At 44.2% G+C, this 25,769-nt stretch carries 23 protein-coding genes and 1 riboswitch; of the genes, 4 read left to right on the plus strand and 19 right to left on the minus strand.

All coding sequences use genetic code 11. The features are described 5' to 3' along the window. Positions 1 to 7 precede the first annotated feature (7 nt). From MJB10_RS23635 to MJB10_RS23675, 9 genes are all read right to left on the minus strand, one after another. Positions 8 to 1,339: an ABC transporter substrate-binding protein gene (locus MJB10_RS23635; RefSeq protein WP_314799256.1), complete on the minus strand. Its 1,332-nt coding sequence runs from the start codon at positions 1,337 to 1,339 to the stop codon at positions 8 to 10. Between the two features lie 117 nt (positions 1,340 to 1,456). Then, positions 1,457 to 2,194, minus strand: a complete 738-nt coding sequence (locus tag MJB10_RS23640) for a response regulator transcription factor (RefSeq protein WP_314799259.1) — start codon at positions 2,192 to 2,194, stop codon at positions 1,457 to 1,459. Continuing rightward, entirely contained in the window at positions 2,172 to 3,944 is a 1,773-nt protein-coding gene (locus MJB10_RS23645) for a cache domain-containing sensor histidine kinase (protein ID WP_314799262.1), read from the minus strand. The genes MJB10_RS23640 and MJB10_RS23645 overlap by 23 nt, the downstream gene beginning before the upstream one ends. Positions 3,945 to 4,087: 143 nt before the next feature. Further along, positions 4,088 to 4,837: a LamG domain-containing protein gene (locus tag MJB10_RS23650; RefSeq protein WP_314799264.1), complete on the minus strand. Its 750-nt coding sequence runs from the start codon at positions 4,835 to 4,837 to the stop codon at positions 4,088 to 4,090. Positions 4,838 to 4,951: 114 nt separating this feature from the next. Further along, complete coding sequence (locus tag MJB10_RS23655; protein WP_314799267.1) at positions 4,952 to 5,722, minus strand: helix-turn-helix transcriptional regulator; 771 nt, start codon at positions 5,720 to 5,722, stop codon at positions 4,952 to 4,954. A 159-nt stretch (positions 5,723 to 5,881) separates the two neighbouring features. Next, on the minus strand, positions 5,882 to 6,997 hold the full coding sequence (locus MJB10_RS23660; RefSeq protein WP_314799269.1) for a Ger(x)C family spore germination protein: 1,116 nt from the start codon (positions 6,995 to 6,997) through the stop codon (positions 5,882 to 5,884). Continuing rightward, a complete protein-coding gene (locus MJB10_RS23665; protein WP_314799271.1) occupies positions 6,994 to 8,064 on the minus strand; it encodes a GerAB/ArcD/ProY family transporter in 1,071 nt (356 codons plus the stop codon). Before MJB10_RS23665 ends, MJB10_RS23660 begins: the two co-directional genes overlap by 4 nt. Further along, positions 8,061 to 9,512 carry a spore germination protein gene (locus MJB10_RS23670; RefSeq protein WP_314799274.1) on the minus strand — a complete coding sequence of 484 codons (1,452 nt, stop codon included), beginning with the start codon at positions 9,510 to 9,512 and terminating at the stop codon, positions 8,061 to 8,063. Before MJB10_RS23670 ends, MJB10_RS23665 begins: the two co-directional genes overlap by 4 nt. A gap of 137 nt (positions 9,513 to 9,649) precedes the next feature. Next, on the minus strand, positions 9,650 to 10,420 hold the full coding sequence (locus tag MJB10_RS23675) for a DeoR/GlpR family DNA-binding transcription regulator (RefSeq protein ID WP_314799277.1): 771 nt from the start codon (positions 10,418 to 10,420) through the stop codon (positions 9,650 to 9,652). Between the two features lie 266 nt (positions 10,421 to 10,686). Here MJB10_RS23675 and MJB10_RS23680 point away from each other — a divergent pair, with 266 nt between their 5' ends. Both MJB10_RS23680 and MJB10_RS23685 read left to right on the plus strand, forming a co-directional pair. Continuing rightward, positions 10,687 to 11,652 carry a metallophosphoesterase family protein gene (locus tag MJB10_RS23680; protein WP_314799279.1) on the plus strand — a complete coding sequence of 322 codons (966 nt, stop codon included), beginning with the start codon at positions 10,687 to 10,689 and terminating at the stop codon, positions 11,650 to 11,652. Between the two features lie 18 nt (positions 11,653 to 11,670). After that, the gene (locus tag MJB10_RS23685) at positions 11,671 to 12,537 is read left to right on the plus strand and encodes an EamA family transporter (RefSeq protein WP_314799282.1); all 867 of its coding nucleotides are present in this window, start codon (positions 11,671 to 11,673) and stop codon (positions 12,535 to 12,537) included. Between the two features lie 100 nt (positions 12,538 to 12,637). Here the strand turns inward: MJB10_RS23685 and MJB10_RS23690 are convergent, their stop codons facing one another. From MJB10_RS23690 to MJB10_RS23700, 3 genes are all read right to left on the minus strand, one after another. Continuing rightward, a complete protein-coding gene (locus MJB10_RS23690) occupies positions 12,638 to 16,462 on the minus strand; it encodes an S-layer homology domain-containing protein (RefSeq protein WP_314799284.1) in 3,825 nt (1,274 codons plus the stop codon). A gap of 106 nt (positions 16,463 to 16,568) precedes the next feature. Further along, a riboswitch (cyclic di-GMP riboswitch) is annotated at positions 16,569 to 16,658 on the minus strand. A gap of 382 nt (positions 16,659 to 17,040) precedes the next feature. Beyond that, positions 17,041 to 17,367 carry a DUF962 domain-containing protein gene (locus tag MJB10_RS23695; RefSeq protein WP_314799286.1) on the minus strand — a complete coding sequence of 109 codons (327 nt, stop codon included), beginning with the start codon at positions 17,365 to 17,367 and terminating at the stop codon, positions 17,041 to 17,043. After that, positions 17,364 to 17,909, minus strand: a complete 546-nt coding sequence (locus tag MJB10_RS23700; RefSeq protein ID WP_314799288.1) for a GNAT family N-acetyltransferase — start codon at positions 17,907 to 17,909, stop codon at positions 17,364 to 17,366. The genes MJB10_RS23695 and MJB10_RS23700 overlap by 4 nt, the downstream gene beginning before the upstream one ends. A 336-nt stretch (positions 17,910 to 18,245) precedes the next feature. Here MJB10_RS23700 and MJB10_RS23705 point away from each other — a divergent pair, with 336 nt between their 5' ends. Beyond that, a complete protein-coding gene (locus tag MJB10_RS23705; RefSeq protein WP_314799289.1) occupies positions 18,246 to 19,742 on the plus strand; it encodes an MDR family MFS transporter in 1,497 nt (498 codons plus the stop codon). Between the two features lie 64 nt (positions 19,743 to 19,806). Here MJB10_RS23705 and MJB10_RS23710 read toward each other — a convergent pair whose 3' ends face one another. The 7 genes from MJB10_RS23710 to MJB10_RS23740 all read right to left on the minus strand — a co-directional run bounded on the left by MJB10_RS23710 (position 19,807) and on the right by MJB10_RS23740 (position 24,830). Next, positions 19,807 to 20,322 carry a YfiT family bacillithiol transferase gene (locus tag MJB10_RS23710; RefSeq protein ID WP_314799291.1) on the minus strand — a complete coding sequence of 172 codons (516 nt, stop codon included), beginning with the start codon at positions 20,320 to 20,322 and terminating at the stop codon, positions 19,807 to 19,809. 175 nt (positions 20,323 to 20,497) lie between these two features. Further along, positions 20,498 to 20,749, minus strand: coding sequence for a hypothetical protein (locus MJB10_RS23715; protein ID WP_314799294.1), 252 nt, complete (start codon positions 20,747 to 20,749; stop codon positions 20,498 to 20,500). Positions 20,750 to 20,850: 101 nt separating this feature from the next. After that, positions 20,851 to 21,792, minus strand: coding sequence for a hypothetical protein (locus MJB10_RS23720; protein ID WP_314799296.1), 942 nt, complete (start codon positions 21,790 to 21,792; stop codon positions 20,851 to 20,853). Between the two features lie 245 nt (positions 21,793 to 22,037). Continuing rightward, positions 22,038 to 22,451, minus strand: coding sequence for a hypothetical protein (locus MJB10_RS23725; RefSeq protein WP_314799299.1), 414 nt, complete (start codon positions 22,449 to 22,451; stop codon positions 22,038 to 22,040). 206 nt (positions 22,452 to 22,657) lie between these two features. Continuing rightward, a complete protein-coding gene (locus MJB10_RS23730; protein ID WP_314799302.1) occupies positions 22,658 to 23,086 on the minus strand; it encodes an SRPBCC family protein in 429 nt (142 codons plus the stop codon). 91 nt (positions 23,087 to 23,177) lie between these two features. Further along, complete coding sequence (locus MJB10_RS23735) at positions 23,178 to 24,029, minus strand: ABC transporter permease (protein ID WP_314799305.1); 852 nt, start codon at positions 24,027 to 24,029, stop codon at positions 23,178 to 23,180. 30 nt (positions 24,030 to 24,059) lie between these two features. Continuing rightward, the gene (locus MJB10_RS23740) at positions 24,060 to 24,830 is read right to left on the minus strand and encodes an ABC transporter ATP-binding protein (protein ID WP_314799308.1); all 771 of its coding nucleotides are present in this window, start codon (positions 24,828 to 24,830) and stop codon (positions 24,060 to 24,062) included. 283 nt (positions 24,831 to 25,113) lie between these two features. Between MJB10_RS23740 and MJB10_RS23745 the strand changes: the two genes are divergently transcribed. Further along, on the plus strand, positions 25,114 to 25,740 hold the full coding sequence (locus tag MJB10_RS23745) for a TetR/AcrR family transcriptional regulator (protein ID WP_314799311.1): 627 nt from the start codon (positions 25,114 to 25,116) through the stop codon (positions 25,738 to 25,740). The last annotated feature ends 29 nt before the right edge of the window (positions 25,741 to 25,769 follow it).

The raw sequence follows: 25,769 nt of genomic DNA on the forward strand, positions 1-25,769 counted from the left end.
TTCTCCTTTACTTTAAGAGCGGAGTTATATCCTGCTCCATTTTTTCCAACACTTGTTTGGGTGTAGCCGTCTTCGAATATAAGAAATCAAATAATGTCTGCATTTTCACATCAATTTGCTGCCAGTTTGGATGGCTCGGCTGGAAGCGCAGCGTTTTGGAGAAAGGTGAGATTAACGCAGTTTTAATCGCTTCTTTCGATGGCTTGCCAACGCCTAGGATGGCATCCGATTCAAGTACTGACTTACGGTTCGGCAGGTAGAACTGCGTGAGCTCTTTTTCAACATCTGCACTTGTGAAATACTTAAGCAGTTCAAGTGCTTCCTTTGGATGTTCAGTCGACTTAATAACTGAATATCCAGCCATCCCGACTGCTGCAGGAGCATCCTTAATCGGAGGCGTTGGCATGGGTGCAATATCCCACTCAAAGTCCTTGATGTTGCGGGCTTTCGCCGAGTAACTGTAGACCTCACGAACCATGGCTACTTTACCCGTGTCGAACGTTGTTTGATCACCCGGCTTCAGGTGTGACTGATCCTTATAGAGCATGTCATAGTACATTTGCATGACTTGTTCACCCTGAGGCGAATTCAACAAAAATTTAGTGCCTTCTTGATTGAATAACTCAGCCCCGAAGCCCCAGAACGTCTCAACTAATGCATCAACCCATGCTTTCCAGCCACCACTCTCGAATAAGTTCAGCCCATATATACCTTTGGAAGAATCAGTCAACGCCTTCGCTGTGCTAACCATTGTCGGATAATCCCACTTGCCTTCTTGTGACAATTCTAAAGGTGTTTTCAAGCCTTTTTCCTTGAACAATGTCTTGTTGAAGAAGAGTACTTTAGGCCCGATTGCAAAGGGAACGCCATAGACTTTGTCGCCTTTCTTCAAGAGGTCGAACGTACCCGGTAACATATCATTGAAGTTGTAGTTAGCGTCATTTTTAATCTCCGATAAGTCCAAAAGCTGGTCGGCTCCCAAAAATTGCGGGTAAGCCCGCTCCGTAAACCAGGCTACATCTGGCCCTTGTTTGGAAGCAAGAAGAATCGACATCTTCTGCTGATACTCGGCTGATGGAATGAGCATAATTTCTACATTGATGTTCGGATGTAAGGCTGTGAATTTCTTACCATACTCCTCATACAGCTTCTTACGTGTGTCATCGCCCCACAAACTAAGTTTAAGCGTCATCGGTTTAGCTGGCTCGGCAGCCTTCTGGCTTGTTGTTGGTACAGCCGAAGGCGAAGGCGAAGCTTTGGAATCAGTCGAACCACAGGCACTCAATAAAGATGCGAGTGAAATGGAAAGTGTTGCTAGCAGCGTAATATGTTTACGCATATGGTATTCCCCCTCTTGAAATTATGCAAGCGCATTCATCAACCCTTGCATGATTGATTATACGAGGTAAAGGCACTGTAAAAAAATCCTCTGGAAGCGAGATATGGTTCGAGTTTTTCACATGCCCTCCCTATATTCACTTGGCGTCACACCAACACCTTGCTTGAATACCGTCATAAAATGCTTGGCATTCACATAGCCGGATAAACCTGCGATTTCATAAATTTTTAAGTTTGTCTCTTTTAATAACTTCTTCGCCTTATTCATACGTGATGCCGTTACATAATCAACAAAATTTTGTCCCGTCTCTTGCTTGAAGAGTCCCGATAAGTATTGCGAATTCATACCTACTTGCTCGGCTATATATTGCAAAGATACTTCTTGATGAAGCCGTGATTGAACCAACTCTTTTACTCTACGGATGACAGCCCGTTCCTCGATTGGATCTGTGAGGTCCAAATTCGCCTTCATATCCGTCGTAACTCTTATACGACTTCTCAGTTTCTCCAAGCATAAAGCCAGCTCTCCGCGGTCAATCGGCTTCAACAAATAATCTTCAACCCGGTTGCGTAAAGCTCTCTTGGCATACTCAAAATCGCTGTATCCACTTAAAATGACAATGGGAATTTCAATGTTCTGCTCACGGATGCGTTCAATCATCGCAAGGCCGTCCATATCCTTCATGCGAATATCCGTAATAATGAGATCGGGAATGACAGACTTTAGAAGCGTGAGTGCCTCTTTGCCTGTTTCTGCCTCAGCCGAAACTTTAAAACCAACGAAGACTTCTTCGATCAGCTTGCGGAGACCGCCTCGGATAACCGCTTCATCTTCAACTAGCATCACTTGTATCATGTTGTTCCTCCCATTCAAATGGCATACGCAGCTGGAATCTAGCACCTGCTCCTGCGGTTGAAGTCATACTAACTCCATACTGCTCCCCGTATAACAATTGAAGTCGTTGATGTAAATTTCGTAAGGCATAGCCGTGATTATTGCCGCCAAATCGAGGGCTGCCATATCCTGTGTCTCCATTGCTGTCCTTGCTCTGCGTCATACGTTTATACAGAGCTTGTAATTTAGTCTCTTCCATGCCTCGGCCATTATCCTCCACGATGAGAAGAAGATCATCTCCATCCACGGTCGCTTGTACGCGAACTGTAACCACATCCGAACCCATGGCGTGTTCAATCGCATTCTCCACCAGCGGTTGTAAGATTAATTTAGGTACCAACGCTGATGAGAAGGAAGTATCTACATGCAGTTCTGTTCGCAGTCTATGTCCTTCCCTGAGAGATTGAATTTCAAGGTAGGCTTCGACAAACCTCAACTCATCCTCCAGTGTCACCCGTACTTGTCGTTTATCTACCGTGTAACGAAGCAGCCTCCCTAGATTCGTTGCCACGCCAGATATTTGCTGTGTCCCTTCTTGAATAGCCAACATGTTAATGGTCTCTAACGTATTGTACATAAAATGTGGATTCAGTTGGCTTTGCAAAGCCGCAAGTTCAGCATCACGCTCTCTCCATTTGGTCTCATATACTTCCTTGACGAGCCTTTCAATATCAATGACCATGTGGTTGAACCCTTCCGTCAAATGACCAATCTCGTCATACGTTGTTACCTCAGCTCTAACGTTGAAGTCCCCTTGTTGTACTTGCCGCATTTTTCGCTGCAAATAACGAATTGGCTTCACAAGTCGATCCGCAGCGAGAATCGCAATTAGGATGGCCGCTATAATAGCGACAACAGATACGAATAAGGTATACTGGGACAACTCATTCGCTTGACGCTGGAGGGGAGCCACAGGAATTTGAGCTTCGACCGTCATTTTCGTATAGTCAGACTTGGTAGCCGAGACAACAAACTTACCTATATCACGGGCAGCCTCCGGCTCCTGAATCGGGTAAAAAATTTTGCCATTCCTGTCACGAATGGTCAGAACGCTATCAGGTCCAAAATCGACTGCGGAGAAAATATCTAAGAACCGATCCATATTTAAGTCCACTTTGATATAACCCAGCTTTCGCAAGGTATAAGGCTCTCGAATGGCGCGAGCCATTGAAATAACATCTCGTTGCCCATTGGTGTAGTACCCCACTTGATGGGCTGGCAAGATTGTAAGTCCTCCATCATTACGATCAACGATATCCATCCAATCCCGTTCCGTTTGCCTCCAATAATTACGAACATTAGGGGCTGCTGTACTAAATAAAGCCCCGTCTTCGGTGAAGACAAGAAAGCTCTCGATCTCTGAACGGTCGAAAGCCATAGAAGACAAGTAGAGATTCATTTTGAGATCCTCATCCGAGGTAATGTAGCTGCTCTCCCTCCCCCCACTGCCATGTGCGCTCAGAATACTGAGAACACTTGTATCGTACAAGGGTGACAACGTCAGACGCTCCATCTCTTTCACATAACGATCTAAATTCATGCGGATCTGGTCCACTGTCTGCTGCGAATATGTAATGGCATTCTGACGGACGTCAGCAGAATACTTCGTATACGTCATCCCTCCGCTTATTCCGAAAGGGACCATAATTAAGATCACTAACAAAATGATAAATTTAGCGCGTAGAGGTAAGAACCATCGTTCGTTTCTCATTCGTATTGAACCAACCTCTTTCCCTATTCGCATTTTTTTGATCTTACTCTATCTTAACCTGCTGTAAGAATTCAGTACATAGCGTACAAATACAAATAATCCCCCCTGTATGAATGGGAGGATTATTTCACTTACATACAATTCTATACCAAAGTGGCAGCATAAAGTTCTGATAGCTCATTAGCCGATAATGCCTTGTTATAAATGGCTAACCCTCCAAAGCTGCCTACAAAATAATTGCCAATCTCGTGAAGCCGATCTACGGCTCCAACCGTAAAATCAGCGCCATCCTCTCCACCATCATACAATCCTCCTGGATACGGGTACGGATTTCGGCCTTCACGTTCATCCAGGATACCGTTTAGGTAGGAGCGTGCATACTCTCCGTCGTAAGTGAAGGCCACAAACTGCCACTCCCCCCTTGGAACAGCATGACTTCCAATCGATGCATCCATGCACCAACGATGTCCTGGTGTTGGACCACCTATTGATGAGACATGCCCGCAAACCTGCTCTGAGCTTTCCCAAATATAGAGATTAAGGAATAAACCATACTGTCTTTTCTTGTTGGTTTCATTCCACATTCCTGCCACAAACTCGCACTGCGTATTCGATTTTTGACCTCGCTTCACCCATGCAGCTATGGTAACTTGGGCTTGTGGTCCAGCTATATTTAATTCAGGGCATGCCATTCGAGGAATAAAGAACCACTTCCCCTCATCAAGTCGTGCGGAATACGGGCCAAAGACGCCGTCTTCATCACGCGCAACCTCTCCAGCACCCTCTTGTAAAGCATGCGCTTTAGGTCCCTGAGAAACCCGCTCCTGGCCTGGCTCCTCCTGAAAATCCCAAAACGCAACAAGTTGCGGATGGTCCACAATGATTCGCTTCATAAATACAAGACACCTCCATAGATTTCCTTTGTGTAGATGATAACTTAATACTAGCAGTTCACCCCATAGAATTCGATGGACATGACTATAGCTTTTTGTACAAAACTACATTTTTTAAGTCAGCTCTACTAAAAGTGTTGATGGAGGTTGTCCCGTATGTTTGCGAAACACACGATGAAAATGTGATGTATCATAAAAACCAAGATAGTCCGCTACCTCTCCAACCGACATCTTCGTATGCAGCAGCAGCTCCTTAGCGGCAGAAATGCGTACTTGATGCAAATAAGCAACAGGAGACATCCCCATCACTTCCTTGAAAATGGTTGTTACATAATTAGGTGTCCGTTGAATCGTATTAGCTAATTCTTCAATGCCTAGATGTTGGCGATAATGATCCGCGATGTACTTCTGTAAAATCTGTACATGCGCCTTTTTCTTAGATGGATAACGGGCCACATCACTTTCTCGATTTACCGCAATCAGCAGTTCTTGAGCGATGACTTCGCACATCATCTGGAAATAGGGGAGGCGCCCGAGCCACTGCTGGACCAAAATTGAAAATCGCTGCTTGAGGTATTCAAAGTTATTGGTTTTAATATGTACGGTCTGATGCTGCATCAGAATGGGAAGATTTTGATTAGGATGTAGATCAAACAGTATCGTATATTTCTGATGCAACTCACCATCCATTTGAATCCCTTCGCGAACAACCCCATAAGGCATGTAGAGAATATCACCTTTCATTAAGCGATAGGTTTCATTGCCTATGATATAAGTAAACGAACCCTGAATGACAAGAAATAGAATATGACCGGGTATCGGCGACTTTAACTTATGCCAGTGAGGATCCGGTTCATCAACAAAAACAGACCTTAGCTTGATCATTTTGCTGCAGCCCCGCTTTCCTGTTCAATATGCCATGATGATGTCTCTATCCTGCTTTTAACACCTATATTTTACCATAGAGTTCTTCGACAAATATACGAGTACTAAGCAAAAAAGGACAGCCGAGTCTCCTCGAACTGTCCCTCCAGAATAAGCAGGCTAGTTAATGATCCCATGGGAAATGATTTCCACATTCATGGAAACATGAAAGTTCGCATTCGGATACGCGGTGTCCCAATCCATTTTCGCCCACGCATCTGGATAGTAAGCCATGATGTCCCGCCCGATGCTCAAGGCATCGGAATTCGCCTTTTGCAAAAGCCTGCACGTCGCATGCCCTTCTTCTGTCAGAATGTCTGAGAACCGCTGGCTCAACGCCGCCACCTGCTTCTTATCTGAAAGATTATCGTGTGCGAATTCCACGACAGACCCTTTCATCTTCAAATCAAGTTGAATTTGAACGCGTCCCTCTTCGTCAATCCATACCCGCTTATCACGTTTTAAGTTCGTAATATTCAACGACAAGTACTGGGAAGGATCGTCTTTCTGCATAGAATCCTCCTCCACTTTCCGTGTGATCACACAGACTTTGTCTTTCCTTCCATACATCAGAATTAATAGTGTGGATTGTTCTGGCGTTAATGAATAGCCTGTATATTTGCGTTTATGGATGAGACCTACGCCATCAACTACGGCTTTATCCTCTTCTTTCCGAAGCAGCGGAATCACAGGATCCCTCCCCTTATCGTGCAATAACGGATAAAGTGCGTGTAACGACAAGGAAGGGATAATCGTTTCATAACGGGCACTCATAATAATTTTCCGTAAATATTCGCCTGCCGTTGCGGAACCAATACGGTCGAGGCGAATTAATTCGCCCGCTTTCCCACGGACGATCGCCACTTTGGCGAGCATGGGATCGTTGGAGTTCCGAAATGTGGAGTCGAGAATATCCGCCAAATCTTTCTTCGCTAGCTTTTCGCCGATGAGCAAGACTTGGTTTTTCGAGACGCCAATAGGGCCCGCGATCTGTAAACCGATCTTCTTGTATAACGATTCTTGAAGCGTTGGGCCTGAATCTGACAGTACCTCATGCACAGGTGTGCTTCTTTCTTTACCGCCTGGCGTTTGAATCGTAACGGTTGTAACGATATCATTTTTCTCGTTTACATCAATCGCGGTGGCGTAAATCAGCTGTAGATTTTTGAGATCATTATGGTAGTTGCACCCTGTAAGAAGCAGTACGACAACGATAATCAGCATAGCGGATCTCATACCGGTAATTGCCCCCTTTTTCCCCTTACCCATGCTAACAATAAGAGTACAATCGGAATGCCTAGAATGACGAAGCTTTCGATCTTCGTGACCTGTTCCAATGTCTGTACGCGGGACTCTGATCTCCAGAAAAATCCTGATACACAGAGGATAGGTACCAGATAGTACATTACTTTGCGGTGATCGCTAAGATTGAACAAATGGCTGATGCCCTTTCCCGTGCAATAAAAGTAACTAATCAGTGTTGCTGTCACTTTCACCAGCCAGACAGACAGGAACAGCAGGTCCAGCCGCTCTAGGAATGGCAATGAAATTCCGTTCAAATAGTACGGTACAGGCTGTGGAATGAAATCCAGCGATTCCGAACTGAAATTGACGAAACAGACGAGTACGACAATTAAGAAAAACAAAGTTGCCAGGCTATTTGCCCACAGGATCGGCGTAATTAGACTTTTCCCTTTCGTTCGAATATCGGAATTCAGCACCAGCAGCACTTCGAAACCTAGGAAGGACAGAACCGAGCTCTTCACCCCCATCAGGATGCTGTTCAAGCCCCCCTGTCCGACAGGCAGCAAATAACGCAAATCCATTGTGCGGTAGCTCGTTAGCATTAAAGCAATCATCACAACCACAAGTAAGGTTATCAATGCATGATATCGCGCTATGATTCGGATGTTCTCTTTGGCTAAATAGAGGCACACCACACAATTGGCCACAATGATCAGCCACGGATTGGAGTACGGCAATATCCATAACTCCACGAAAATCATTTCCATAAGTAGAATAAGACAGGTCGTAAAAGCGAAGTGAGCGACGAAGATGACGGAGATCAGCTTTCCGATCCATTTTCCCACGATAGGCGTCACGAGCTCATAGAGATTTTGTTGGGGAAACCTTCTACATAACATCATATAAGCCAGCAGCACAAGTTGAACGCACACGCCCGCCAAGATGACGGAAATCCACCCATCGTGACCCGCGGCCTTATGCAAATCATAGGGAAAGGAGAGTACAGCAATGCCAATCTGAGTTTGCAAAATAAAAGCGAAGACTTGTGCTCTTGTCATGATAACCTCCGTTTCGAAGCCTTCCCGCCGAAGATTCGCTTCGGAAGCTGAATAAGTGCCGTCAATATCCGACTAGGTTTAAAGGGCATGAACGGATAAAAGTAAGGTACACCAAACGATTCGAGCTTACTTAGATGCATGAATAGCAGGCTAAAGCTGAAAGCAATCCCCACAAAACCCAGCAGTGCGGAGGCGATCATGATTGGAAAGGAAATGAGCCGAATCGCCAGTCGCATCTCATGGGAGGGCACGCTGAACGAAGCGACAGCCGTCAACGAAATGACAACGATCATCGTGGTGGACACGAGATTAGCATTCACCACTTCACTGCCGATGACCAAACCGCCGACAATAGACAGGGTTGATGCAATCGATTTGGGCAAGCGAATCGCCGCTTCTCTGAGCAGTTCCAGCACCGTAATCATGAACATGGCTTCCATCAACGGATTGAACGGAATATTTTCCAAAGACGCTTTCAAGGAAAAGACCAAGTCAATTGGCAGAATATCAAAATGATTCGAAACGATGGCGATATAGACGGATGGCAGGGCGATACCAATCACGACACTAATTAGCCGCAGGAAGCGGAAAAAGGTGCCATTCCACCATCTAACGTTAAAATCGTCGGCCGCTTGAAAAAACATAAAAAACGTGACAGGCAGGATCGTTGCAAAGGCACTGCCATCGATCAGAAGCACGATTCGCCCTTCCATTAAGTGAGCCGCTGTACTGTCGGGCCGTTCACTGAATAGCATTTGCGGGAACAGAGAGAAATGGCTGCTCTCCAGCCGTTCCAAGATTTGACCAGGCGATTTAATAAATTGAGCTTGATTCGTTAGCAAATTGGCAATGATCTCATTGACGATGGTCATATCCGCGAGATCACACATATAGAGCAAGGTCACACGCGTTGGACTCGAAGAACCTAGGGTGAAATGCCTCTCGGTCAGATTCGCATTCTTCAATCGCCGATGAATCAACTGCGCATTGACGCTCGCGTCATCGTTGAAGCCCTCATGCGATCCACGGATCGTTTGTTCGTTCTTCGATTCAGCGATGCTGTGCACCACGCTCGAGCTAGCGTCCGCCATGAGTAATTCGGCTCGTCCATCGAGCAGAATGGCACATCGTCCTTGCAGCATGCCAGCGGCTGCCGTAGGCAGATCGGTTACCCGCTCCAAATCCAAAATCGGCAGGATGTCCTCCAGTTGGCCTTCCTGCTGGCCTTCCAGCCGGCCATCCTTAGCTTGCAGCAGCGGCTTTAGAATATCGGTTTGCAGCTTATCTTTGTCCGTCACCGTTATCAGATACAGGAGGCTTCCTTTCATCCCATGGAAATGAAACGCTCTGATTCCCACATCGTCGGAGGCGTTGAAGTGTTCGTTGAGCAGGCGGATATTCGTTTCTAGTTCAGTTGCGAATCCAATTGTATCCTGCTTTTGCCCCATACTTCGCCCACCTTCCAACTGTGATTATGGTTAGTATTCACTGGGAAGCTAATATTATCCAGTGGCGCGTTTTAGTTGCATATATATGAAAAAAATCGCCATTACACCGCTGTTTAAGCCGGTTAAATGGCGATTTACTATTCGCTGATACGCACCTCAATGCCTAACGCTTTCACTTTGTCGATCCATTCCTTCGGACATCCTGAGTCCGTAACTAGCATAGAAATGTCCTTCAGATTAGCAACACGTGCAAACGTCGATAAACCGAATTTGCTATGATCCGCTACCAGAATAACTTCTTCTGCTCGCTGCATCATTTTACGTGCAATGACAGCTTCTGCCAGATGGAAATCTGTCAGTCCATCCGTTAAGGAAATGCCGCCCGCGGATATGAAGGCTTTGTTCACTTTAAACTGATCGAGCATTTGATCTGCGAGAGAGCCAGTCACCGCACGGCATTCTTGGTTGACTTCCCCGCCTGTGAAAATAAGTCTCCCACGGAACGTTTCCATCGCCAAATTCAGAATCGTGATGGAGTTCGTAATGAGGGTCACATTCGTTTTATCTTTTAAAAAGGGAATCATTTCGATCGTCGTTGTCCCATTATCCAACATAATCGTCTCACCATCTTGTACGAGTGACGCTGCCAGCTTGCCAATTGCCATTTTCTCAGGCTTCATCATTTGCACGCGACTTTGAAAAGGGGGCTCCACCAGCTCCATACGCATTCGAACTGCGCCGCCGTATACTTTCCGAAGCTTGCCTTCCTTCTCCAGGCGATCCAGATCCCGCCGCACCGTCTCCGTCGATACGTTCAAAAGCTCAGACAGATGATGGACTTGGACTTTGCCCTCCACATCCAGCTGATTCAGGATTGTCATCCTGCGATCTTCATAGGTTAGTGACATCTTAGCCTCCTGTCTAACGTGATTATGTGAATTATATAAAATGTATCATGTTTAATTGACTATTCCCGATGAATTCGTGTTGTTTCATGTTGTTTTTATTATTGTATGTGCAGGTGGGAGAGCTGTCAACTTAGGAGCGGCGTGCTAAATTATGTGTTGACAGTTGGATTAGACGGGCGATACAATTGTCAACAAACAACAAGATATCAATATGAAACCACATAACAACAACTCCAATGACAAGTATGAATCAGGGGGACTTTCGTATGCCACACTCACTTGTTTTCCGAGAAGATCGCACCTTCACCATTGCCCAGTTTACTGATTTACATTGGAAAGACGGAGGCGCCCTCGACCAAATGACGGGTCAACTCATGGCCGACATTCTGGATGCTGAGCGGCCCGACCTGGTCGTCTTTACAGGCGACGTCATCTATACTGGCGATGTTGCGCCAGGGGAGCCCATTTGTGACGATCCCTTGCAAGCCTTGCAAGGTGCTGTGGCAGCGACCGAAGCTCGGGGGATACCTTGGGCCGTGGTGTTCGGCAATCACGATACCGAGACGTTGATAACACGAGATGAGCTGATGACGGCTGTCTTAACCTATCCGCATACCCTAGCCCAGCGCGGCCCCGAGGACATTAACGGTACTGGTAATTATCGGCTTACAATATATGATGGGGATGGACAGAACAAGGTCAATTTGTACTTCCTTGATTCTGGTGCTTATTCACCGCTTCCGCATATTGGGGGCTATGATTGGATTCGCAGTGATCAAATCGATTGGTACCGCAAGGAGTCGCTGGCGACCCGCGCTGATTCTGGCGATCAACCGTTGCCCGCGCTCGCTTTCTTCCATATTCCACTGCCCGAATATCAGTTGATGTGGGACACGAAAACTTGCTATGGCAGCTACTTCGAAAATGCTGTTTATAGTGCAAATGTTAACTCCGGGATGTTCACTGCCATGCTAGAAATGGGCGATGTCATCGGTACGTTCGTCGGTCATGACCATATCAACGACTTCTGGGGCGAGCTTCATGGCATACGCCTTTGTTACGGAAGAGCAACAGGCTACAACACCTACGGCAAAGAAGGCTTTCCTCGAGGGGCGAGAATGATCCGACTCCGACAGGATGAGCGCTCCTTCGAGACTTGGCTGCGGCTTGCGGATGGCAGTGTATTGCATGAGCAGCCCGAACATCTGGCTGGCACTGCGAAAAGCGAGTAATAACATGGAGATGATGACTTGGTACTCGTAGCAACCATACTCGTTTTAGCCTCGGGACTCACACATGCCATTTGGAGTTTGTTCACCAAGCGAAGCCATAACAAAAGCGCCTTCCTCTGGTCCATCATCATGGTGACGACAATTATTCTTTTACCTTATTTAATCCGAGAATTATGGACTCATCCCTTATCCTTTTCTGCTTATGGCTTATTGCTGGTATCCGCATGCATGCAAGTGATTTACGCTTTCTTGCTGGCACACACCTACAATATGGGTGACCTCTCGCAGATCTACCCGATCATGCGAGGCACCAACACCTTATTTATCCCGATACTCGGTGTCTTGTTCCTTGGCGAAAAGCTATCCCTCTGGGGATGGCTAGGTCTGCTAGGCATGATCATCGGCTTCATTTCGCTTAGCGGGATTTTTACAGGACGGCAGAGTAGTCAAGGATTAAGCCGCTGGGAAACGATTAAGCCATTCCTCATGGCCTTATGTGTCGGAGTCTGTACAACGTGCTACGTACTCGTTGATAAGCTGAACCTCGGCAACATTTCGGCAATCTCCCTACTTGAAGTGACGAATATCGGGTTCGTCGCGGGACTGACTCCGCTCGTGATCAAGTCAAAGCAGCTGCGCAAGGAGTGGCAACTCAACAGCCGCATCATCTGGCTCGGAGCGATCCTCAATCCGCTATCCTATTTGCTGTTCCTGATGGCGCTGACCTACGCCCCCGTAGCCCACATCTCACCGCTCCGTGAAATCGGCACCGTGTTCGCCACGATTTTGGGCATCGTTGTGTTGAAAGAGAAGCAGGGACAGCTGCGAATTCTCTGCTCGGCGCTCATCCTGCTGGGCATCTTGATGATTAGCTTTTTGGGGTAGGGGTGGGGGGGAGTGCCAGTATCATGAATGTCAGTTGAAACAACAAATACGGTAGATACTGGTTTTCCAGGATCCACCGTATAATTTTTAGATCATTTTCTTATACGTTAATATCAAGACCAAGATTGACCTTCAACAAACGGAGAATCATCATTACTGACTCAGCTCTGGAAGCAGCAGCGTTAGGATCAAATTTACCGTCTCCGTTGCCACCAACAATACCCGCTACCGCCAGCTGATTGATAGCATCCTCCGCCCAATTTCCGCCTATATCGGAGAATTTTCGACCGTTGTTTGCAGGACTCAAGTTCATTACTTTTGCTAGGATGGCAACCATCTCAGCGCGGGAAATATCATTGTCTGGCTTAAATGTACCATCTTCATAGCCACTAATAATACCGTTAGACTTCAAGGCATTAATTGCTGTTTCAGCCCAGTGACCTTTGGAGTCTCCGAAAGATGCAGAGTCCTTAGAATCGATTCCAAGAGCTTTAACTAGCATTGTTGCAAATTCTGCCCTTGTTACTTGAGCACCGCTATGGAACGAACCATCCGTATAACCAGTAACGATACCAATTTGTGCTGCTACTTGGATAGCGTTTGCACTCCAATCAGTTGGCTGCACGTCTTGGAATACCACAACTGGAGCATTTGCAATAGCTTCAATGATCTTTTGCTTAACAACTTCAACATTAACGATTTCTGGATTAAATACAGGTTTTTCTGGCGTAGGCTCAGGCTTAGGTTCTGGCTTAGGTTCTGGCTTAGGTTCTGGCTTAGGTTCTGGCTTAGGCTCTGGTGTTAGTGGGCCCGAAACTGGATTGCTTATATTCACAGTTATCGAATACCATGTATCAGGACTCTCTACAGATGTCGCGGTTACTCTTACTGCACCTGCACTTATCGCATTCAACAAACCTGTTGAACTGATAGTAGCTCTGCCAGTTAAATTAACTACTGACCATGTTATAGCTTTGTTTGTTGCATTGTCAGGAGTTACTGTAGCGGTGTACTGATAGTTGTTCCCAACAGTTGCGGATACATCTCCAGAGACGGTCACCATATGTACTGGGATACCAATTGGTGACGCAGCAGTAATCTTTTCAAGAATGGATAGATTGCTGCTCTCACCTGATGCATTTACTGCAGTAACGGCAAGTTTTACAGCTCCTACTGGAAGTGAAGTTCCAGTAGCAATGTTTATCTGATAAACACTTCCAATTGCCTTCTTGACTAGTGCTAAACTTCCTACCTTTTGATTATCGGCATTCAAGAAATAGACCTTGTAGCCTGTGATTTGAGTTTGATCGGCGGCTGCTGTCCATGAGAGTTTTCCTCCGATTTTGTCTTGCGCTGTTTCAGTATTCTGAAAAGAAATTGTAACTGGCGCAGGTAAATAGACGGAATTAGTAATCGTGACAGGAAGTGAAGAAATATTATCCCACAAATTGATTAATGTAACTTTATTTAATTCTTGTTGGGCTTGATCTAACGGAACAACTCCTACATAAACGGCGTTGCTTGGAACGGTTTGAACATTATATACAGCATAATTGACTGTCCCAGCATTAATCATCGCAAACGCGTTACCTATAGGTTGAATGTTCGCATCAATGAAGTACGCTGCATAACCGGTAATGCCAGATTCATCAACGCCAGGTGACCACATAAACGTGCCATTATATAAACCGGCAGAAGGTTGGTTATCTGTAAAGGTTACATTGGTAGCTAAGAAATTAGGCGAATCATAAATAGGCGAAGCCTTAAACTTGCTGCTTTCAGCATAAGCATTCTTGGAAAAGATACCGATCTGCTTGGCATTGGCTGGTATTGAGGTATTTGCAATCGCAATAGAGTTTATGGAACCTTTGGCCAATTCACCGATCATACCAAGTTTATTGCCTTGCGCATCTAAATAATAAGCGGTATAGCTAGTGATATAAGATTGATCATCTGGAACTGTCCAAGCAACATTACCTTGAATTTGACCAGACGTACCATTGGTATCCCTGAAGCTTACGGTTTTGGCTATTTCTCTTGGAATTTTAATTTCATCTACGCTGGAGTATCGGAATAATCCATTTTTCGCTTGACTGTAGAGCAGGACGCTGCCGTCGTCACTAATAGTTACGTGATCTATTGTGAAGGGAAGATTGAAAATCTTATTCCCATTTATCCGATCATAGACTGCTGTTTTGGAGATAACATATTGATTTTTAGCCATAAGAACTTGCTCAGGATAGGAAGCATTCACCGTAGTCAAATTACTCGCATCAAGGTTTTTCCCTGCAAAGAAGATCTCATTCCCATCCTTGACTAAAGGTCTGGAGGAAGGGGAATACCCTGCTGAAATACCAAAAGTTCTATATTTTCCTACATTGCTCGGATCCAATCCTACGAGTGATAGTTGTGATGGGGATGACTGAGACTCTCCGATGTAAATTTTGTTCAGTTCTGGACTGTATATCAGATCACCCTGATAAAAGGATGTGTTGATTTGGTCGCTAAACACAACTTTACTTGATGCCGTTGTTGTTCGATCATATGTGTGAAGCTCTCTGTTGCCGCTTCCCGGGAATTCCGGCAAGAAGTAAATATTATTAGGGCTTAATGCAATATGATACGGAGTTTCATCTACAATAAGATTGGAAATGTTTCCGCTATAAACAGAATCTGTGACTGCGATTTTGGTGCTTCCGTACAATGCAATGTAAAGTTTGCCGTCATAAAGGTCTATATCAGTCGGCTTGGACCCTATAAACATCTCATGCTCAATGGATAGAGTCGCAGGATTAATATAAAGCAGCTTATTGGCATCTTGCGATACAGCATACAATAATCCCGTGTCTTGACTGTAAACCATGTCAGTTACAGGCAAATTGAAGCCAAGTTTATTATCCACATATGTTGTTTGTGTTACCGTGTTTGTTGGAGTTAAATTGAGGTTTAGTTTTTCAATAGCCTTTGTTGTCGTATTGAATAAGTATGTATTATTGGAACCATCCATCAATATACGTTCAGTTTGATAGGGAAGGTTAGTAATTTTTGTGAAATTATTGCGATCGTAAACTGCGGTATCGGAAAATGCATAATTATCTTTTACATAAAAAATCTTATTCTCATAGGGACCGTCTTTAAAATCGCCGTGGATGATTTTCAAATTGGTTTTATCGAATTTGTGTCCTGCAAAGAATACATCATTGCCGTCTTGGATTACTTTACGTCCTGCATAGGAGAATCCATATCCGCCGTAATAGGTAGATTGGTTGTTAGGTACTAAAGTATCTGTCGCTGTGTTATATGCTGCTAGTTTTGAACCAGATAAACCGCTCTCACCTACGTATAAAGTATGTGTCGATTTATCTACAGCAAGGTCGGGCTTGTAATATACTTTTGGATACACATCTACTTGTGTCTCAACATTAGTCGTTAAATTAATATCGTAAACAAAATCAGAATTATCCTTTACAACATAGTAAAGCTTATTCCCATCAACCGCCACTCGATAAGGCGAACGGCTGCCACCGGTAGTAAGGGTAGAAGTAATTGCTTGAGAAGCAACGTCTACTACCTTAATTTGCGTTGCCCCAGAGAGTGGAATATAAAGCTTGCCATTATCCATTGCAATCCCAGACGGACTTGATCCAATAGCAAATTGCTTCTCGACTTGCAGATCACTTGTCCGGATAAACAGCAATTCGTTTGTATCGTTTGTTATCGCATAAATATAACCAGTTTGTTCCTCCATTACCCAGTCCACAATACTCTTATTAAGCATGTTCGTTGTTGCAGCTGCCGATACTCGGGCTACCGATCCTGGAATCACCATACTTACGGAGAAAAATAATAAACAAAATACGAGCAGAGATGCAATTTTCTTTCTCACTTGCGGCTTCGTGTTGAATCCTCTGTTTAATAAACTCATCCTACACCTCCAAAAATAATACAATCAAAAAAACCTACGCTAAGCACGGGCGGCTTATTACGCAGGTTGATATACGAATGATCCTATTAAATATACTAGGAATTCTAATGGCAACCTGGCAATCATAGCCTCTTGATAAGGCTTTAGACCCATAGCTTTGCGTCATCTCCTTTCGGAGATTTTGCCTTTTACATGAATAAAGAACTAAAAATTAGAACAACACTTACCAGATTATAGGTGATTTCGGTTTCCGTGACAACAAAAAAATTTAAATTACAACAAAATTCTGCAATTTTCTACTTACATCTGCAGCAAAGCCATCAGCAACATCCTTTTTTTGCTGGCGCGATGCAAGTCGTGTGATTTGGGGGATTTATTATGGTGCGTTGGACGGGGGTGGCCAGCAAGTGGCTATGGGGTCCTTCGAAGCAAGCTGAAAACTGTGCATAAATGAGTTCTTTAGCTGTGAAAAGTGATAAATCATCATTTCAAAGGCCTCCCAGGCGTAAATGGCTGCTGGAATGATGATTTTCATCACTACGGTGAAACTTGGAGGGTTGTGGAGGTGGGGAGGATTTTTACGAACGTTCATCCAAATATTTCTTTATGATCTCTTTCCCCGTAATCATTTCAAAGGTCCTAATAAAAAACCACATAAACCCGATATAAAAACCGACAAGTGGATACCGAAAAGATGCCGGCTTATTCCCTTCAAAATAGAAATGACCTACCCAGGAAAACACATAGTGCAGAATCCCAAGGCCCAGCGTCACCCAAATATTATTAAATAAAAATATCCAACCAAGAAAGGCAAACAAAAAAGCAAAGTAATGCAGAGTCTGATTATATCGGTTCTGATGGGCTTTCATATAGAAATTCAAATCTCTTCTAATTTGATCTTTCAAATTGATCCCTCAAATTCCCTTTTCAAAATACTCATATAAATCGTATCCGAATACCGCCCATGAATAAACGTTTTCTCTCTTAATCGGCCTTCCTCTTTAAATCCGCACTTCAAATAACATCGATACGCTCGTTCATTAAAATCGTGAACTTCCAGTTGTAATCGATTTAGATTCAGTCTGTTAAAGACAAAATCTTGCAGTAACTTTATCGCTTCCGTCCCAAATCCTTGGCCCAGATACTCTTTCATTCCAATCACAATGCCAAGTTCAGCGGATCTATTTTTCCAGTCGATTCGAAATAAATCAATTTGCCCTATGTATTCCTCCGTATCCTTGTGAGCGATCACAAAGCCCTTCTGCTCCGTTTTGCCTTCAAGAATGGCGTTTAAATATTGCTCTGTTCCATGAACTGTATGCGGATACAGAAAAATGTCCGATAAATGATCAACAATCTCAGGATCATTGCACCATTGTCTCATATACTTTAAGTCTTCCTTGCTGTACTCTCTTAAAATAATCCGATCACCCATAAGTCGCGGCATTGGTGGCACATCCTTTTCGGTTAGTTAAGGGGCATAAAAAAGAGATGACTCCCAATGTATGTAAGGGTCATCTCTGGTGTCTCAGCTTCGCGGAGGAAGATAAAAAATGTATTGAACGAAAAATAACGCTATGATATAATCGATAGCGATGTTGACAAATTCAAAATATATTACCGTACAGTTCTATCCCTACTTTAATTGTACATCCAAAACCTTGAGTTGTCAACGCCCTTTTTTATCCCAAAATTGCGGAAAAGGAGGCACCTTTCATGCAGGCATTGCCTGCGGATCATTTTCATCCATACCCAGCTCTCAAAGAGCAGAAAGCAGGGATCAATGTCAACTCCTACACAAACTAAACCGACGCCAGCCAGCAGTGACGGCTTCTCTATGAAAGCCATTATGCCGCCTCTTGCAGCAATTATTGTCGCCATGATTATGGTTATTCTAGACAGCACCGTCGTCAACAATGCCATCCCGAAACTCGTGGAGTACTTCCATACCGATCTGAAAACGATCCAATGGACCGTCACCGGCTATACACTGGCCTTATCCGCCGTTATCCCACTTGCAGGCTGGATGACCGATAAATTCGGATCCAAGCAGATTTTTATGATTACGATTGCCCTGTTCACGATCGGCTCCGTCCTTTGCGGTATCGCGCAATCGCCAGAACAGCTGATCCTTTTCCGCGTCATTCAAGGCTTAGGCGGCGGCATGGTCGGTCCGATTGGGATGACCATGGTATTCAAGCTCGCACCTGCAGAGCGCCGCGGATCCATCATGGGCATGCTCGGCATTCCCATGTTGATGGCGCCTGCGTTCGGTCCAGTGCTATGCGGCTGGCTCGTCGATTCTGTCAGTTGGCACTGGATTTTCATCATCAATTTGCCAATCGGTCTTATTGCCCTTTTTCTCGGGTATAAATTTTTACCGAAATCCGACCGCCATACGGCGCCGCATCTGGACCTTATCGGCATGTTCCTCGCACCGATCGCCTTCTCCATGCTGGCGTATGGTGTAACCGAAGGCGGCACCAGCTGGTCCCAGACTTCGACGATCACAGGACTAACCATCGGTGGCATTGCGCTTATCATTTTCATCTTCGTGGAGCTGACACAGAAGCAGCCGCTGCTGGAGCTAAAAGCATTCAAGTCATCTGATTTTACACGCAGCATCATCTTGACTTGGATCGTACAGCTCGCGCTGTTCGGCGCAATGCTGATCATACCGTTGTACCTGCAAGGCGTCATGCACTATACAGCACTTGAAACCGGCTGGATTCTAATGCCTTACGCGCTATGCGCGGGAATCGGCATGCCGATTAGCGGCCGTTTGTTTGATAAAATCGGTGCGCGTCCGCTCGCCTTCGCCGGTCTGACCGTTGTTTCCATCATCCTGTTCATTTTATCTGGCATATCGGTGGATACCCCGCTGTGGGTGATCATCCTGTGCATCAGCATCATGGGGCTCAGCATGGGCTTCTCTATGATGCCGCTCAACACGCATGTTTTGAACTCTGCCCCGCGCCATCTGATGAGCCGCGTCACACCGCTGACAACAGCAGCCGCGCAGGTCGTCGTCTCGTTCGCAGTCGCGGGCCTGACGGGATATTTAACGTCGCAAATCACCTCGCACACTGCAAGCGCGGGAGCTGACGCAAATCCGTTAATCGCCGTCGTCGCGGGTTACGGAGACACCTTCTTCCTGTCCGCGTGCTTAACGACCGTTGGCGTCGCACTGACGCTACTTCTGCGTAAACCGAAGCATCAGGAAGAGGTTGGAACCCCCAGCGGGAGCAAAACGGAACCCGTGATGATGATGGAGCACTAATCGCGAATCGGCGCCGATTCGCTCGTAAGCAAAAAGCCTTGGCGCTAGGCCAGGGCTTTTTTTATCAACAACCATTCACTTTCGCTAATTCAATCTGCGCCAAATGATGACGATCATGCCACACATATCTTTGCAGGGCCTTCTCCAAACTCATCACGCCGAAGTACTCACTATTCATCGTTCTCTTGTAATCGCTTGGTTCCATCTTTCGCAGCAAAATCAAAAATCGTGCATATATGATTTCGATCAGCTGCACAGATTCATCAATCGGTTCTTTGTAATCAACCAATTCAGCTAATTTATTTTGATTATACGATGGTATTAACGGACTTTCCTCTGTCAACGTACGCTTAAATCTCCAGTAAGCATTGAGATTACTATCCGCCATATGATGAACAATTTGCCTAATCGTCCAACCGCCCTCACGGTATGACTTATCTAACTGTTCGTCTTGAAGATCGACTACACTGCTTTTAATTAACCGCGGCGCTTTCTCAATCTCCTGAATCCATAGCTGGATCTCTTCAAAGCTTGGATTTTGCTGTTCTTTAAAGTCTTGTAGATAAATGGATAAGTCCATAAGCTCACTCCTGGCTTTATAGAATGATTGTTGACTATTAATTATAAAACCCATTTATTTTGCTATTTCATTGAGCTCATGATGATCGCCGCAATGAAAATTACCCCAATCGCAATTAGAAAAGATTTTAAAACCCCGGTCCAAAAAGTCTTTCTCGATATTCCTCTTGTGACCTTCAAATGAAGAAATATTTATGATTTTTACTATTTTCATATAGTCTTTTAATTCCTTTGTAAAGAATCCATATAAAAATAACTATTAATATTGGAGCAAGTTCTGGAGCAAGAAGACCCATCATTGAGATTAAGAGATCAAAATAAACACCTATTTCAATAATGCCCAATACCATAATCGTTAATATAAAAGCATTAATTTTGGAATAAATAAAAATCAATTTTAATTTGAGTTTTTCTAATAATAATTTCATACAAGACTTCCCCCTCCCAATTTGCAACGCATCAAGCTTGATATTGCCACCTTCATACTCCAACCAAAGCTGTTGATCATTCTTCTACTCACCAGTTACATTTATTTCAAATCAAGAAACGACCTCGCTTCACTGTACCATCGCATAATTGTTCCATCATCGTATATCTTAAATTGAAAATCTTCTAACGTGTCCGTTCCAGCTTGAAGGGTAAGACTAATGAATTTTTTAGAATCCTTCCTCTCTTCAATCAACAAGCTATATATATTCTCATTCAGTTTTGCTTGAACTTCGGGAAGCACTAGTATTTTATCAATTCCATTGTTAATAACATCAGAATATAGAGCACGATCGTAGGAAGGTTTCTGAATTGATTTATTCATTTCTTTATAAAACATGGACGTTACTGTATTGTTTTCAACATTAACAGTTAACCAATCAATCGTGTCTGTTTTACCTGATCCCATGTTATAAATTTGAAAGGTGTACGTGTTTTTTGTCTCACTTCGTAATTCTATATATGTGATATCTGGAACATACCCTAATTTCGTATGGTTTACTTTTGCAAAATTCTTAGCCATATCTAATGCTGATTTTTGCTTTTTATTTAATTGTTTGTTAACCTCTGGGATGGGTTGTGCACTATGCTTTACAAAACAACTATCTTTTAGGATTTCACAAGAAATTGCTTGAGAAACTGGATCAACATGGTACCATTCAATCACCACTGTCGTTGCCTGACTTGATTGCCTTATTAAATACTTGCCTTCATGATCTATTCCATCTTCTCGAATATTTGAGATTCTTAGTACTTCAGGGTCTAACTTAGATTTGATTAGCGCTACTGCATCATCCATAGTCATTTTAATGTTTTCAGCCTTTTTCTCCATGGTAATCTCTGGGGCTTCTGACGGCTTCAAAGTAGCAGTCTCTGCCTTAGTGCTTGCTGGCGAAAGAGATTCTGCTGGAGAAATGGTCGCTTCGTGTTTCACCGAACATCCCGTTACAATAGTAAATAATAGAATAAAGAGTATCCTTTTCATTGCTCCTCCTGCCGCGATAATTTTCTGCTATATGCCAAACATATCTATTAAGGACTTTCTCCAAACTCATCAAAATCCGATGTAGAGATTTTTATAAACGGAAGAAACAAAAATTGCTGCAGCCATTAGCCAAGCGACCAAACAACTTGAAGGTAATTCCAATCCATAGGATTCCAATGGTTATAGAAGTTAACAACAATACAAGTAATAAGTTATTTAGAGTATTTATTCTTTGTTTCATACCATTAACAACCCCCTCCAAACCCCTCACCCCTATTGAGATTCCCTATACTTACCACGGCCTTCGTCCTCTTAAAATATGTTAATTCAATTTCATCATTTTCATTTATTTCCTGCATCTGATCTGCTCCAATTCGGAACTTCCTTACCTCTCCCAGTTGAGGCCTCAGAATTATTTTGGCACCCTTCTTAGCTACTAAACGCCCGCGTAGAGTCACATAATCCTGCTTCACTAAGTCAAGAGAAATCATAATCGCCGTAAAAATAAAGACTGGAATTGGCAAAAACAGCAATCCGATCAGCCAATAAGGCCTACCTTCGTACATATTTACGAATATTTGAATCGCAGCATTGAACGTCATCATCAGTGATATGAACAAAAATACTTTAAGGGATTTTTGCGTCTGTCTCTCTTTCATCTCACTCGTCCTTTCGCAGGGATTATACCTGAATGTAAGATCCAAACACCCATAGAGGAAAGTACACAAGTACACCCTTCCCCTCTACATTCTTCCATTTTTTTCTAAATGTCAAGACAAAAAAATAGCACCACCTCAAGAATGAACACATTCATCGAAGTCAGTGCGACTTAACGTATTAATTATGTTATTGCATCATGCGAGTCCTAACCATTCAAGCTTTCCGCATACTTTTTAAAATTGTCCAAAATCGCCTGCCAACCAGCTTGCTGCATCTCAACAGGATTCATCGTTTCCGCATCAAATGTTTCAACAATCTTCGTTGCGTTGCCTTCCGAATGAAACGTAATATTCACTTTGCGGCCATCGCCAATCGTATAAGCAATCACTTCGTGGTGCTTCACTTCATCATAAACGCCGCCGAAATCGAATCCGAAACTGCCATCTTTGGCTTCCATGCGCGTAATGAATTTCCCGCCAACTTGGAGATCATTCTCGGCAAAAGGCGCGTGCCAATCTTCGGATGCTTGGTTCCATTTTGTAATATGTGCAGGCTCTGTCCAATAGGCCCATACACGATCAACGGGTGCTTGTACTGTTGCTTCTACCGTAACTCTTACTTGATTGGTTTCCATAATGGGAATCGCCTCGCTTTATTGGTTTAGGTTCCAGATTCATTATATATGGAAATATATGTCCTTTTCAAACGAGCTCATTCAGGCCTCATTATCCGCGATAACTGTCCTGCCAGCGTAAAAGACGACTTTCCAACAAACGAACAAGGGAATCCGACAACTTGCCAACCGCTGCGAAAATGACAATTCCGAGAAACACTACCTCTGTTCGCATAAAGGAACGCGCATCTTGAATTAGATAACCAACGCCAGCATCAGCTCCCATTAACTCCGCAACAACTAGGACTAACCAGGCAACGCTGAGGGATAGCCTTATCCCCAACAACACATTCGGTAATGCCGCAGGCAGAATCAGTTTCGTCACCTGCTGAAGTCGATTAAATTCGAGTACCCTCGCCACATCAAAAAGCTTGATATCCACATTCCTCACGCCGAGAAATGTATTTACATAAAGGGGAAAGAATGCCCCCATTGAAATTAACAAAACCTTAGACAGCTCACCAAAGCCGAACCATAGAATGAAAAGCGGTGTGATTGCCAAAAGCGGGATGGTTCTTAACATTTGAACAGTAGGATTGAGATAATCCTCTGCACGACGAAACATCCCTACAAGCAGCCCAATGAGAAGACCGCTGGATCCACCGATGAGAAAACCCAATGACGCGCGAACCACACTTATTCTCAAATGATGGAGCAATTCGCCAGATGCCAGCATCGATACGAATGTCTCCAGAATATAGAGTGGCGAAGGAAATAGTCTAGGATTAATCACCTCCGTGCCGCTTAACAATTGCCAAACTGCAATAACAACTATGGGTAAAAGAAAGCCTCTAAAGATCGCAATTGAGGATGCTTTGGACTGCGCTTTAAGCGATTTTTTAGTCTTGGCCCCCTGGCGTGCGTTAACTGCAGGTGTTGACAGGGTATTGACAGATCGACTCATTCACATCACCTTCCTTGTTTAAACAGGATTCTAAATTTGCCATTCTTCCTCATCAGGCGTCTCATGTTCTAGCAAACCCACTAGCTTTGCCCGAAGCTCTTGGAAGGAACGACCTGAACGCTTTCGCGGATATGGCAAATCAATTGTAATATTCGCTTTTATTCTACCAGGCTTAGCCTCCATAACAATTACGCGATTGGATAAAAAGAGGGCTTCATCAATATCATGGGTCACGAACACCATGGTTGTCTGATGATTTTGCCAGATCTCGAGCAGTGCTTCCTGCATGTGCGATCGAGTGAACGCATCCAAAGCACCGAACGGTTCATCCAGTAATAGCACCTTTGGCTTACGCAGCAAGGCTCTAGCAATGGCTACCCGTTGCGACATACCGCCAGAGAGCTGTTTGGGATAAGACTTCTCAAAACCTTGAAGCTTGACTAACTGAATGAAGTCATCGACATGTTTTCGAACCTCTGGATCCTTCAAGGAAAGCTCCGCGGCAATGTTCTGCTCAACCGTTAGCCAAGGAAATAATCGATGTTCTTGGAAAATGAAACCTTTGTCTTTGGACGGCTTCTCAATGGCTTCACCGCTTAAGGAAACCACTCCCGCATAATCCGTGTCTAATCCTGCAATAATTTTAAGCAAAGTACTTTTTCCGCATCCGCTGGGTCCAATTATGGTAACAAACTCGCCTTTTTGAATGTACAGATGAATATCGTCCAGCACATGGGTGTCTCGCACTTGTGAATGAAACGTTTTATCCAATGATTCAATGGTCAGTAGCGCCATGCTCATGCCGTTCACATCCTTTTCACCTAATTAAAAAAAGAGACCAACATCGGCAACCTGCTGCTTGTAAGGCAACGGCTGCTTCTGCTGAATCTCTAGTCGTCTAGTCGATTCATTTCGTATAAAAATCGTTCATAATGACTGCATAGTCAGTCTGTATGATCGGTATCGTAACACCGTACCTTCTCCCTTGTCAATATCTCAGTAAATTTATCGGAAATATGTGGATAATTTTCTTTATCCTTTGTACAATAGTTGAATACCAACAACCAACATAGAGGAGGTTCACATGCCAAGGAATATTAAAAAGGATCAGCAGAATCGTGAAGAACGAACAGCACAAATTTTAGAGGCTGCACAGCACGTATTTGCTAGAAGAGGACTGCTGACGAAGATTCAAGACATTGCCGAAGAAGCTGGGCTCAGCCACGGCCATATTTATAACTATTTTGCATCCAAGGAAGAGATTCTCCTTAAAATAATAGATGATGGGCAGTCACTCTACGAGAAATTTCTCCTCTCCACAAGAGATCTCCCTACGAACGCCTTGGAAAAGTTGCGGCTCCTATTGAGCAAATACATGCTTTCTGATCGTACTGCTGAGATTTACCTAGTTATTCTACAAGCGCAAGCAACCGATCTTCTCCCACAGGAAGCCATCGCGAAAATGGGTGAAAAAGCTCGAAGCAATCTAGTTATTCTCACGGAGATCATTGAGCAAGGACAACGTGAAGGACTCATTCGGCAAGAAGACTCTGTGGTCTTAACGACTTTGTTTTTAACGCTGATGCAGAATATTTCCCTCATGTCGTTAAGGGGCTTCGCTCCCCTGCAGGTTGCTGACATGGAAATGGCACTGCGCTTCGGAAAACTAATGTTGACAAAAGAACTCGGGATTGGTAAGATCTGCTCATGACAAACTAACAGGCCTGTTAGTCAGTATGA

Source organism: Paenibacillus sp. MBLB1832, from assembly GCF_032271945.1.
In the GTDB taxonomy this organism is placed as follows: domain Bacteria; phylum Bacillota; class Bacilli; order Paenibacillales; family NBRC-103111; genus Paenibacillus_E; species Paenibacillus_E roseopurpureus.